Annotated in this window: 12 protein-coding genes; 3 read left to right on the top strand and 9 right to left on the bottom strand. The window is 28.1% G+C overall.

Translation table 11 applies throughout. The features are described 5' to 3' along the window. Positions 1-292 precede the first annotated feature (292 nt). On the top strand, positions 293-1,804 hold the full coding sequence (locus GFV00_RS01700) for a YARHG domain-containing protein (RefSeq protein ID WP_160556557.1): 1,512 nt from the start codon (positions 293-295) through the stop codon (positions 1,802-1,804). 88 nt (positions 1,805-1,892) lie between these two features. Here GFV00_RS01700 and GFV00_RS01695 read toward each other — a convergent pair whose 3' ends face one another. The 9 genes from GFV00_RS01695 to GFV00_RS01655 form a co-directional block, all read right to left on the bottom strand. After that, positions 1,893-2,687, bottom strand: a complete 795-nt coding sequence (locus GFV00_RS01695; RefSeq protein ID WP_160556558.1) for a thymidylate synthase — start codon at positions 2,685-2,687, stop codon at positions 1,893-1,895. Positions 2,688-2,703: 16 nt separating this feature from the next. Continuing rightward, the gene (rpoN, locus tag GFV00_RS01690) at positions 2,704-4,173 is read right to left on the bottom strand and encodes an RNA polymerase factor sigma-54 (protein ID WP_160542191.1); all 1,470 of its coding nucleotides are present in this window, start codon (positions 4,171-4,173) and stop codon (positions 2,704-2,706) included. 440 nt (positions 4,174-4,613) lie between these two features. Beyond that, the gene (gene asnS, locus GFV00_RS01685) at positions 4,614-6,062 is read right to left on the bottom strand and encodes an asparagine--tRNA ligase (RefSeq protein WP_160556559.1); all 1,449 of its coding nucleotides are present in this window, start codon (positions 6,060-6,062) and stop codon (positions 4,614-4,616) included. A 113-nt stretch (positions 6,063-6,175) separates the two neighbouring features. After that, complete coding sequence (locus GFV00_RS01680) at positions 6,176-7,390, bottom strand: serine hydrolase (RefSeq protein WP_160556560.1); 1,215 nt, start codon at positions 7,388-7,390, stop codon at positions 6,176-6,178. Positions 7,391-7,515: 125 nt separating this feature from the next. Next, positions 7,516-8,691, bottom strand: coding sequence for a class I SAM-dependent methyltransferase (locus GFV00_RS09870; protein ID WP_160556561.1), 1,176 nt, complete (start codon positions 8,689-8,691; stop codon positions 7,516-7,518). 148 nt (positions 8,692-8,839) lie between these two features. Continuing rightward, entirely contained in the window at positions 8,840-9,934 is a 1,095-nt protein-coding gene (locus tag GFV00_RS01670; RefSeq protein WP_160556562.1) for an AI-2E family transporter, read from the bottom strand. Between the two features lie 207 nt (positions 9,935-10,141). Then, positions 10,142-10,495 carry a septum formation initiator family protein gene (locus GFV00_RS01665; RefSeq protein ID WP_160556563.1) on the bottom strand — a complete coding sequence of 118 codons (354 nt, stop codon included), beginning with the start codon at positions 10,493-10,495 and terminating at the stop codon, positions 10,142-10,144. A 3-nt stretch (positions 10,496-10,498) separates the two neighbouring features. After that, on the bottom strand, positions 10,499-11,119 hold the full coding sequence (udk, locus tag GFV00_RS01660) for a uridine kinase (protein WP_160542185.1): 621 nt from the start codon (positions 11,117-11,119) through the stop codon (positions 10,499-10,501). A 72-nt stretch (positions 11,120-11,191) separates the two neighbouring features. Then, positions 11,192-12,121 (bottom strand): dihydroorotate oxidase, encoded by a 930-nt coding sequence (locus GFV00_RS01655; protein ID WP_160556564.1) that lies wholly within the window; start codon positions 12,119-12,121, stop codon positions 11,192-11,194. Positions 12,122-12,479: 358 nt separating this feature from the next. Here GFV00_RS01655 and GFV00_RS01650 point away from each other — a divergent pair, with 358 nt between their 5' ends. Together GFV00_RS01650 and GFV00_RS01645 are read left to right on the top strand one after the other, a co-directional pair. After that, the gene (locus GFV00_RS01650) at positions 12,480-12,854 is read left to right on the top strand and encodes a CD225/dispanin family protein (protein WP_160556565.1); all 375 of its coding nucleotides are present in this window, start codon (positions 12,480-12,482) and stop codon (positions 12,852-12,854) included. A 57-nt stretch (positions 12,855-12,911) separates the two neighbouring features. Then, on the top strand, positions 12,912-13,337 hold the full coding sequence (locus GFV00_RS01645; protein ID WP_160556566.1) for a DUF2752 domain-containing protein: 426 nt from the start codon (positions 12,912-12,914) through the stop codon (positions 13,335-13,337). Positions 13,338-13,367: the final 30 nt, after the last annotated feature.

Below are 13,367 nucleotides of genomic sequence, written 5' to 3'. Positions count from 1 at the left end.
AAAAATTAAAAAAAAACTTATTCATTTTATTTTTGATAGCATTATTTAATATTGTAATAAATTAATTAAATTTTATATTATTATTAATATATGTTAAATAAATATAATTCATGATAGGATTAATATTTAAATTTTTTTGATATTTATGGATGCAAATGTTTTATATACCCAACTTTTAGCTTAATTTGTTTTTTTTAAAAAAACCATGATTATATAAAAATTGGCATAAATATATAAGGTAAATTTGAGGTTATACATATTTGTGTATTTTTGCATTAATAAACATTTTTGTATGAAAAAAGTATTTTTAGGTGTAATGGTATGTATACCTATTTTTTTTATGGCACAAAAAAAAACAATTTATTCGCAAAGTGGAATGAGAGTTGAACCCTCTTTAGTTGATGAGAAAGTGGGAGATAGTGTTACTAAAATAAATACCGTTTTTCATTTCAAGAATGATACAAAAAATTACTTCATTAAAATTTTAAATCTAGACGGTAAAACATATGCACAGGGAATAAGTGAGTTTATTAAACTAGATTTTAACAGCAGAAAAGGGGGCGATTTACACCGTAAAGTACAAAAATTAACCAACATCAAGATTGAAGACGGTAATTTTATTTCAGATCAGGTCAAAGCAACTTTTATATTTTTAAAAGAAAAGGATAAATCTCACAACGAAGGTAATTCGAAAATTAAATTAATGGTTTGTACCAAAGATAAAATCGGAAACAGGAATTGTCGTATTAATGATGATGAAGTTATCTTAACCCCTCAAGAATTTCCCGGAAAATATCCGCAAACTGCTTTTACTCGTTTAGGTATTGAAGATTTAAAAGATAAAAAACCGAAAGAGTTGGAATTGATGAAAAATGAAATTTTTGCTAGATATGGATATCGTTTTTCAAATTCGGATGATGTAAAATATTTTTACAAACAAGATTGGTATGAACCGATTGTTGATAATAAAAATATTGAATTAAATGATTTGGAATCCGATAATGTAGCTATGATTGATTTATTCAAAAAATTAATTACTTATAAAGATATTAATAAGAAAGCGTACAGTCATATTATTCCCTTAGAAACTACCAGTAACACTTTATATGATCAAAAGGCTCTAAAAAGTATTCAATATATTGTTAAAGACAGTCTTTACGGTAAAAAATGTAAATTAACAGAATTCAATAAACAGGGTATTGCTTTGTTTCAGCACGATTGTGTGGACAAGAAAGATGTGTATGTAAATTATTTTTATAACGATTTTCTTATACAGCACATAGATGATTTAAATGATACCTTTTATTATTATAATGAAAATGGTTTACCTTATAAATCTGTGAAACTCGACTATGCTAATCAAACTACCGAAGAAGCCTATTTTGATTATGATGCAAATGAAAATATAACTAAAAAGAATATTTATCAAAATAATGATTTTAACAGCTCCGTTTTATATGAATACGATGAGGAAGGAAATCTTAAAAAAGAATATTATAAAGATGATGATGGATCAGAACATATGGTTACAGAATATATTTATGATGACGAAAATTTAATGACGGGATATATTAAGGATAAAGACCTTCATTGTGATTATACTTATAACAAATTTAATGATGTAATTGTCGAAACCAAATGTTATAAAATAGTTGATGATATAGAAAACATCAAACAACGAACGGATGTTAAGGTATTAGTGACTAACAGGGGCAAAGACAATCGATTGCTTTCGGTAATATTTAATGAAAAAGACAGCAGAAATTCATCATTAAATATGATTGAAGTTAAATATATCAACTAGCCGTTTACTGCTATTTAATTATAAGGTATAATTATACTATTAATTATATCTTATAATTGGCTTTATAAAAATAAAAAATATCTGATTATTAAACAGCTACTTCTGCTTTAATATGAGGATGAGGATCATAGCCATCTATGGAAAAATCTTCGTATTGAAAACTGAAAATATCCTTTCTATCAGGATTGAGATGCAATGTTGGAAGCGGTCGAGGTTCACGCGTTAATTGAAGATTTACCTGATCAATATGGTTATTATAAATGTGAACGTCTCCGAAGGTATGTATAAATTCTCCCACTTTTAAATTACATACTTGAGCCACCATATGTAACAGCAGACAATAAGAGGCAATATTAAAAGGAACGCCAAGAAAAACATCTGCACTTCTTTGATACAATTGTAAAGATAACTTTCCGTCAGCCACATAAAATTGAAAAAGTGCATGACAAGGTGCAAGGGCCATTTGAGGAATATCTGCTACATTCCATGCTGAGACAATAATTCTACGAGAATCCGGATTATTTTTAATTTGATCGATGATTTCCGAGATCTGGTCGATATGTTTTCCATTCGGAGCCCCCCAGCTTCTCCATTGATGCCCGTAAACAGGACCTAAATCACCATTTTTATCTGCCCACTCATTCCATATACGAACTTTATGATCGTTTAAATACTTAATATTGGTATCTCCTTTTAAAAACCAAAGTAATTCGTAAATGATGGATCGTAAATGGAGCTTTTTAGTCGTAACAAGAGGAAATCCTTTTTGTAAATCAAATCGCATTTGATATCCGAAAGTACTGATTGTACCCGTTCCAGTTCGATCTTGTTTACGAGTTCCTTTATTTAATATATGTTGTAAAAGTTCTAAATAAACCTGCATGGAAAATGAATTTAAATTATATTTTTTTTCTTAATCTTGCTACAGGAATATTGAGTTGATCTCTATATTTAGCAATAGTTCTTCTTGCTATATTATATCCTTTATCATTAAGTATTTTCATCAGGTTATCATCGGTTAGAGGTTTTTTAGTGTCCTCATTTTCAATGACTTCTTGTAAGATGGTTTTAATTTCCCGTGTGGAAACTTCATCGCCCTCTGAATTGGTAAGACTTTCAGAAAATAAATCTTTTATAAGCAAAGTTCCATACGGAGTATTCACATATTTACTGTTGGCAACCCTTGAGATAGTGGATATATCTAAACCGGTGATTTCGGCAATATCTTTCAAAATCATTGGTTTAATTTGTTCTTCATCTCCCGTCAAAAAATATTCCTTTTGATAATCCATAATTGATTTCATGGTAACATACAAGGTTTGTTGACGTTGTTTAACTGCATCGATAAACCATTTAGCAGAATCTAACTTTTGTTTAACAAACATTACCGCATCTTTTTGCTCTCTTGATTTGTGTTCGGTATTTTTATATGTATCCAACATTTCAGAATATTCTCTCGAAATTTTTAATTCAGGAGCATTCCTACCATTGAGCGTCAATTCCAAATCTCCGTTTACAATTCTAATTGTAAAATCAGGAATAATTTGTTCCGTATTTTTTGAATTGTTAGTAAAAGCCTTTCCCGGTTTAGGGTTCAAGCGTTCAATTTCATTAACCGCGCATTTAAGCTTTTCTTCAGAAATGGAAAATTTTTGCTGTATTTTGCTGTAATGCTTTTTTGTAAAAGCATCAAACATTTCATTAATAATCTTGTAAGCCAGTTCCGTGGATTCTGAAGGATTTTTTGCTCTGAGTTGCAATAACAGACATTCTCTGAGGTCTCTGGCTCCAATACCGGTAGGATCTAATCTTTGAATATAATTAGTTAACAGTTTTTCAATAGTCGGAACATCAGTATAAATTCCTTGGGTAAAAGCCAAATCATCCACGATGGATGATAAATCTCTTCGTAAATAGCCATCATCGTCTAGATTTCCGACAATAAAATCGGCTATTTCTTCTTCATTTTCCGTTAATCTAAATGTGTGTAATTGAGAGCATATATGTTCTTGAAATGATTCATATTGAGCATAGGGTAACTCTTTATCATCATCGTCATCGCTGTAATTATTGGATTGTACCCGATAGCTGGGAACTTCATCATCACTTAGATAATCATCGATATTTATATCCGGAGCTTCAATAATCTCATTGTCTGCGGAATCATCATATTCTTTTTCGGAATCAAAGGAATCAGCAGAATCATAATAATCTTCATTAGAATTATCTTCCAAGGCAGGATTTTCTTCGATTTCTTGTTTTACTACTTCCTCAAATGCAAGGGTGGGAAGCTGAACTAGTTTCATTAGCTGAATTTGCTGAGGAGATAGTTTTAAAAGTTGTTTTAGTCTTAAATCCTGTTTTAACATAAAATAGTTTCTTTATAAAAGTAGATTAAGTAAGGTTTATAAATTCAAATTTACATTATTAATATGTAAGATACAAATAAAGGCATAATTTTTGTAATGAATTTTTTTTTGCTAAAGTCTTAAATTTTTCAATTTATATTAAATTAAAACTTCAGAATATTTTTTTTGGTGATTTTATTTTTTTTAAAGCAATTTTTACTAGTTATTATATAGTAAACATATAATAAAAATATCATTATCTAAGAGGTGATTTAATTAAATTTTTTAGAAATTGCTTTTCATTTAATGGATTTTAGACTAGTAATGAATATATTTTATTCATCAATTCTATAAGAAAATAGTAGAAGAGTTGATAAAATATAAATTTTAAGATGGTAATAAATAATAATAAAAAAGATGCTTACATATATAAGCATCTTTAAAATAATTATTAATCAATTTTAAAATTCAGCGTTTTTAGGGGTTCTAGGAAAAGGTATAACGTCTCTAATATTACTCATACCTGTAACAAATAAAACGAGGCGTTCTAACCCAAGTCCAAATCCTGAATGAGGTACTGTACCGAATTTACGTGTATCTAAATACCACCATAATTCCTTTTCGTCAACATTCATATCTTTCATTTTTTGTTTTAAAATATCAATTCTTTCTTCTCTTTGTGATCCTCCAATAATTTCACCAATACCCGGAAAGAGAACGTCCATAGCACGTACGGTTTTATGATCGTCATTTAAACGCATGTAGAAAGCTTTTATTTTTGCCGGATAATCATATAACACTACCGGACTTTTAAAATGTTTTTCAACTAAATATCTTTCATGTTCAGATTGTAAATCTGCTCCCCATTCATCAATAAGATATTTGAATTTTTTCTTTTGATTCGGTTTCGAATGTTTAAGAATATCAATAGCTTCCGTATAGCTAAGTCTGATAAATTTATTATTTAATACGAAATCTAATTTTTCAAGTAAAGTTTGATCCGATTTTTCTTCTTTCGGTTTTTGTTTTTGTTCTTCTTCAAATCGTTTGTTTAGAAATTCCAAATCTTCTTTACAATTATCAACAGCATATTGGATGCAATATTTTAGAAAATCTTCTGCAAGATCCATATCTTGATCCAAATCATAAAAAGCAACTTCCGGTTCAACCATCCAAAATTCTGCTAAATGTCGAGTAGTATTTGAATTTTCAGCCCGAAAAGTAGGACCGAATGTATAAACTTTTCCTAGACCCATAGCAGCAGTTTCTGCTTCCAATTGTCCTGAAACGGTCAGATTTGTCTTTTTTCCAAAGAAATCTTGAGAAAAATCTGTGTTTCCCTCGTCATTTTTAGGAAGATTATCTAAATTGAAATTGGTAACGGTAAACATTTCTCCCGCGCCTTCAGCATCTGATCCGGTAATTATAGGAGTATTGATATAGCAAAATCCATTTTTATTAAAATATTGGTGAATGGCAAAACTTAAAGCATTTCTAACCCTCATTACCGCAGCAAAGGTATTGGTGCGAAAACGAAGATGTGCTTGCTCTCTCAATTTTTCCAATGAATGTCTTTTAGGCTGTAAGATAGTTTCCTGAACATCTTCAGGATTAGCATATCCGTAAATTTTTATTGTATTGGCTACAACTTCAATCTCTTGTCCCGCTCCTTTGCTTTCAGTAACTTTTCCTTCAACATAAAGAGAAGATGCTGTTGTAATTTGTTTTAAAGTTTCAGTATCAAAATCGTTGTAATTGATTATTATTTGAATATTATTTTGCCCCGAACCATCATTAAGAGCAATAAATTGATTGGAACGAAAAGATCGCACCCATCCTCTAATTACTACTTCTTCCTGTAAAGCTTTTTTTCCTTTAGCTAACAATTCTTTAATACTGTAATCGTTCATTTAATATATTTTAATCGGTAAGCAAATATAAATAAATTTCAACGTATTTTATGGTATTACTCTATCCAAATATACATAAGGTTGACTACTACACTGTTTAAAGATAAGTAAATTTAATCGTACTTATACTTATTCATATTTGGTAAAGGATAGTCGCCGAATAGAGGTGCTAATCGAATAGCCGAATAGATCATATTTGAATATTTATTTCCAATGGCTATAATAGTAACTTTCTCATCCACAAGATGAATAAATATGGCATTGCTTCCATGCCACCATCCGGTATGATAAATTAATTTTTTTCCGTTTTTAAATACCATTAATCGCATACCCAATCCGTAGTTTTTAATGTTCGGTATTTCATTACTGTACGGAGTGTACATTTGATCTAATAAGTCTTTACGTAAAAAGTTTGGAGCATACATGGCCTGACTTAATCGGAACAGATCTTCAGGAGTAGTATAAACGTTTTTATCTCCGTAAACTAAATCCAGGTGATTTAATTTATAGGGTCTGCCGTCAGGATAGTAGGATAGATTAGCTTTTTTTAAATCCTTTTCTTGAAGTATATACGAATGTTTCATTCCCAAAGGGGTAAATATCATTGTATTTATGACTTCCGGAAAAGACATGTTGGTTGTTTTCTCAACGATTAAGGCTAACAGAGCAAAATTAGAATTTGAGTATGAAAAATGAGTATTCGGTTTATATTGTAGTAATGGAGTATGAGTTGAAAATAAATCTAAAACATCTTCATTGGACATTTTCTTTCTTTTATCCCAAGTGTTAATCAAATCAACCAAATGAGTATATTCCGGAAGACCGCTTCGATGTGTCAATAAATCATGTATGGTTATATCCGAATAGGGGAAATCGGTAAGTATGGTATTTACTTTCTGATCTAAATTTATCTTGTGAGCTTCAACTAATTTCAATACAGCTAAAGAAGTTAAAATTTTGCTTACCGAAGCCACGTGCAGAGAGGTTTGGGCTGAAATTAATGTTTTATCTTCCCAATTGGAATATCCATTATATTTTTCTAACAGTATGGAGTTGCCTCTAGCGACTAAAATACCACCGCTTAAATTTTTTGATTTCCAGACATGAGTGAAATATTTATTCAACTGATATACAATGGTATCGTCTTCCGGAGAATAATTATCCTTTTTAGTAAATATAGAATCAAAATTTATATTGTAATATCCGGGAATTGAAGGTTTTTTATTCTGAACACTTTTATTTACTTCGTAATTTGATTTTTTGCAATTGGTAAAGGTTGTATTAAAAAGGCTTATTAATGATATAATATATATAATTTTTTTATACATTTTTTAATGAATGTTTGAATAATTAGTTCTTCTAAAATGATTTTGCAAGTTAAATTTAATAATCTTAATTATTTCTTAAATAAAATATAAAATGTTATAAAATTAAGTTATATTAAATTGGCAATCTAGATACTTTCTGCCAGCATGCAAATATTTCCTTGTAAAGAACGTGTAAAAATTAAATACTTAGTTCCGCCATCAACAAGCTTATATTTTTTCTTAATTTCTTCAGGTTTTAACGGATAATTTCTACTGATTATATTAAATTGTTTTTGAATAGTTTTTTTAGGATTAAAATTTTTGTCAATAAGTATGAAAGTACGTCCCGGAAAATTTTCAATTTTGTTTTCTGAAGTGTACATATGGGAATTGGAATGTAATTTATCAATAGTAAATTTAATACCTAATTGTTTAAAGGCTCCTGATTTTAATAGGGATGAATTGGGTATATATAGGTACGATTTCGGAATGGAATAGGAGGGAACTGGAGATATTTTTTCCTCTTGCCAAAAATAACAATAATCAGGCTGTCCTGATTCCAGATTGATACAATGTACATAAGGATTGGAGAGGTTTAACTTATCCTCAGGATTCAATTGCACTATTAATTCTTTGGTTTCATTTTTAACTGATACAATATAAATTTTTGAAATCGGTAATTGATCAATTGCTCTTTGAATATCTAGAAGAGGAGAAAGCTTAATAAAAATGGATTTTGAAAATTTGAATAATGTATCTTTTAGGTTTAAAATATTGGGGAATAGATCTTTTAAATCGATTTTTTTATTTTTATTTTCATCACGTCTGGATGGATCTAAATAAACAAAATCGAAATGTGTAGAATTAGTAGAAATAAATTCCTCGGCGGTTTTGTTAATAAAATTCACATTTTTTTTACCAAGTACTGTAAAATTATGTTTTACTATTTCAAGCAAATCAAGATTCGGCTCGACATAATAAAATTCATTAGTTTGTTCCGATAAAAAAAAACTATCAATACCCGTACCACCTGTTAAATCAATACCCTTTTTACCGTTTATAATTGATTGTTTGAATGAAGCCGTACTTTGAGATGAAGCTTGTTCAAGGTTAATATGCGGAGGGTATATGATCTCATTATTCTCATAAAGAAATGGAAATTTTTTTTGAGAAATTTTCTTTCCTTGAATTTGTTGAATTAATTCAAGAGAAGAGATCCCCGTAAAAGGAGATTTTTTTAACCTTAATTCCGATATATTAGAATTTAGGTGGTTAGTTATATATTCTTGAACTTCTTTATGTAGTAAATGAGTATTTATCACAATTCTTGAATGCTATATATTAGTTACAAAATTACATGATTGTAAATAATTTAAATATTGATTTATATAAAGTACTTTATTTAATTTTAAAATAGATTTTTTACCAAAAGATATTAATAGAATCTTTACAAGATTGAAAGTTTTTTAACTACAAATTTTTTGTAATGGCTTGTACAATTTTAAAACGGTTGAAGAAGCTTTTCATAACGACTCTTAATACCGTATAACCGGGAATTGCGAAAGTAACACCTATAGCACCAAATAAAATACCGAAGATTAGCATAACTAAAAAAATTTCCAATGGATGAGATTTGACACTTTTAGCATAAATTAAAGGTTGAAATATCGCATTATCAATTAATTGGGCAATTAAATATAAAATACTGATCCAAAATATGGTAGGTATAATTTGAGTATTAAAGTCCATACCTAAGGAAAACATACTGCTCATGCTGAGCAAATTGATAATAAAAAAACCAAGCAAAGGTCCTAAATAAGGTATAAGGTTACAAAACGCACAAAACATAGCTATTATTACCATATCTTTAATGTTAAAACCGCCCAAAATAGCTAAATAAAGTAAAAACATAGAACATATTTGTAAACACAATCCAAGAAAATACCTGGTTAATAAATCTTTAATATTAGAGAGCACCTGAATGACTTTTTTTATGTCATTGGTTGGAGCTGCACCAATGATCATTCTGTTAAATAAGTCTTTTTCTCTTAAAAAGAAAAAAGTAATAAATGTTACAGAAAATATGGAAATACCTAATTCTGCTAAAAGCGAAAATCCACTTTGCAGCGTATCCATATGTATTTTAAAATTAAACTTTGAAGTAAATAATTGTGCATAATTATCTTCAAATAAATAGATATGCTTGCTTCGTAAGGCTTCATCAATTAATTTTACTTGTTCTGTTATTGAATTTTGTAATTTATCTGTATCCAACAAAGATAAATTTCCGGCTTGTTCGATGGCTAAAGGAATTACAAAGCTTAAAAAAGTAAGAAGAGTACCCACCATAATTAATAGAGTGATACAAGCAGAAATGGTATTAGATATTCGAACTTTTTCACTTAGAAAATTCATTAAAGGTCTTCCCATTAAAGAAAAGGCAAATGCAACAAAAATATAACCTAAGACAAATCGAATTTTCCATAATAAAAAAAATAAAAGAACTGTGAGTGCAATAACGGATACAGCGCTAATTATACCTTTACTAATATCTTTGTAATTCATACATTATAAATATCTTTTACCTTATTAATCTTATTCTTACTATTTATATTATACTAAATTTTTTAATGATTATAAAAACATAAGTTGTTTTAAAGCTTATTAATTAAATTAATAAAGTTATAACGAAATAAATGTTAAAATATGCATTTTAAATGTATTTATTTTAAAAATCTAAAAAAATATGTAACTTTTTAATTAATGTAAGATTTAAGGGTTAGATTTTGGCGTTATAGAATCATCTTTCGTTACCATTATGAAAATATCTTCATTATTTTTTTTAAAAAAATAATTTTCTCGAGCATATTTTTCTCGAGCATCTTTATTATTTTTTAAATTTTTATACTGAATATTTTCAGAATCTAATTTACTTTTATAATATTCTTTTTCGTGTTTTAATTTGGAAATTTCATTATTTAATTCTTTATGAGTTAAATAAGAATTTGTATCAAAAAAAAGCATCCAAATAATAAATAAAATGGAAAGAATTAAGTAAATACTGGAATACCAATGTTTACCGAAGATAGATTTTTTATCTGACGATTTATTGCCTTTTTTTTCCATTCTTTAGTTAGAACGATTTTTTAAAGTATTTTGGATCACCGTACTTAATACATCAATTGCAACAGTATTTTTTTTCATTGTCGGAATTATAATGTCAGCATAAGCCATAGAAGGCTGTATAAATTCTTCATGCATAGGTTTTAAAGTTGATTGATACCTACTCAATACTTCTTCCAAATCTCTGCCTCTTTCTTGAATATCTCTTCTGATTCTTCTAATTAATCTTTCGTCAGAATCAACATTGACATATACTTTAACATCAAATTCTTTTCTTAATTCAGGATTTGTCAATACTAATATTCCTTCGACAATAAGGATTTCCTTAGGTTGAATAATCGTAACATCTTCCGTTCTGGAATGGGTTATAAAAGAATAAAGAGGCTCTTCAATAGCTTGCCCCGCTTTTAACTTTTTTACATGGTCGATTAATAAATCAAAATCAATAGCTCTCGGATGATCGTAATTTAACAGTTCACGCTCATCAAATGACAACTCAGGATTGTAATGATAATAATTGTCTTGAGTGAGTACATTTACACTGTTGGAATCCAATTGATTAAGGATGTTGTTTACAACGGTTGTTTTTCCGGAACCAGTTCCTCCGGCAATACCTATGGTTAACATTTATTTTATTATATTTTTGAGTTTATTTTTTTAAGCAGAAAATAGTGTACCAAAATTTAGCTAAAGTAAATATTAAAGTTCTTTAAGCATACCTTTAAAATCGGATAATGTAGCGTAATTTTTGGTTTTCATAATTTCTTTTAATTCAGAAGATAATTTAGAAAAAATTTTAGTATCGTCTTTCATTAACTGTGTACCAACCTGAACCATGGAAGCCCCGCATAAGATGTGTTCAAAAACATCTCTACCGGTTTCAACCCCTCCACATCCGATAATAGAAATATCTTTTCTTAATAATTTATAAAACATTCTAACATTAGCTAAAGCGGTAGGTTTTACATAAGCTCCTCCAATTCCTCCAAATCCTCCTTTAGGTTTTATAACAACGGATTCATCTTCAATATACAAGGCATTTCCGATACTATTGATGCAGGTTACGAATTGAATCGGGTATTTATTTAAAATTTCGGCAACCATTTCAAAATGTACCATATCAAAGTATGGAGGAAGCTTAACCCCTAAAGGTTTTGTATAAAATGAAAATACCTTATTCAAAACTTCTTCAGTTCTTTCAAAATCATAACCCGTTTGTGGTTTTCCCGGTATATTTGGGCAAGATAAATTTAATTCAACCAAACCTTGAAAATCAGACTTTTCAATTTGGTTCAACATTTCTATATTATCTTCTAACGTTAAACCGGCAACTGAAAAAAATAAGTTATCATTTCCTTCTTTGTGTTCATTAAGAACATAATCAAGATAAAATTCAAAACCTAAATTTGGTAATCCCATTGAATTAATGCTTCCTAATTTTAAATCAACATATCTAGGAGACGGGTTCCCTTCTCTAGGAGATAGGGTACAACTTTTAGTTATCCAAGTTCCTGATCCTGAGTTTTTCATGTTCGATAACTCTTCTAACGTCATACATTTTACACCCGATGCATTCATCAAACAGTTACTGAATTTTTTATTGGAAATGGTTGTTTCTAAAGATATCATTACTATATTTTTTGCAAATATCAGAATATTTATGGTGAATAGAAAGTTATTTACTATTCACTCTTTAAAAAAGTTATTAATTGCTTTATAATAGATGCTTAGAATATTTTATTTATAACTAATATAATCTTTATGATCATAATATAATTAATATAGTTTGTTTAAATTATTACTTTTAGATTATAAATTTATGATAAAAGGTATAATTTTTGTAATTATTGAGATTAATAAAAAATAATTTTTATTTTAATCATTTTTTTACTAAATATTGATTTACAAATAAGAATATATTTCATAAATTAATAAATATTTAAAATTATTGGTTTAATAAAAAATAAAAGATAAAAAAATTTTATTTATGGAAGATCAAAATTCAAATTTGCAATATGAAAATTCAGCTGCTTCGAAATTTCCAACTGACAAAAAAAACGATAGCTTGCCTAATAATCATATGGTATTAGCGGTTACTTCTACCATACTTAATATTTTTTCTTTTAGTTTAGTAGGAATTATATTTGGAGTTTTATCTATAATATTTGCTAATGAGGTAAAAACTATTTACTATTCCGGAGATCATTTCGGAGCAATGCTAAAATCAAAAGACACTCGAATTTTATCAATAGTTTCTTTAATTATCTTTTTTTTCAATGTATTAATATACATTTTACTTATTCTCTTTATTATATTTTTTGGAAATATATTTTATTACCAAGAATGGTTTAGGAATGGTTAATTTTTTCTTAAACCACTTATAATATTAAAAATAAATTGATAACTATTTCTGTAATTTATGTTAATCAAAATACTTCGAAATAGAGGTTTAGTGTGGTTTAGCTTACTAACTCTTATTACTTTCTTATGTACCTATTATTATGTTATAAATCCCAATAAAACAAATTTAGCGTTACCATGTCTTTTTAAATTATTAACCGGACTAAATTGTACGGGTTGTGGCGGGCAAAGAGCTTTTCATTTTTTATTACATGGAGAATTTTTACAAGCGTCACGTTATAATATTCTAATATATTTTCTACCTTTTCTTTTATATGTATTATTTGCATCAATTCAGATGTATATTTTTAATAGTAAAAAGTATGTTATCAAATTTATATTTTCAAATGAAATTGGAATACTGATTTTAGTGTTTCTAATTATTTTTACTGTTTTAAGAAATATCCCTTATGAACCATTTATATATTTAGCTCCTCCTAAATAAAGACAATTTAATATAATAGGATAAAAATAT

This window comes from Apibacter sp. B3935, assembly GCF_009827705.1.
Classification (GTDB): domain Bacteria; phylum Bacteroidota; class Bacteroidia; order Flavobacteriales; family Weeksellaceae; genus Apibacter.
This window is presented reverse-complemented; position numbering and strand designations above follow the sequence as displayed.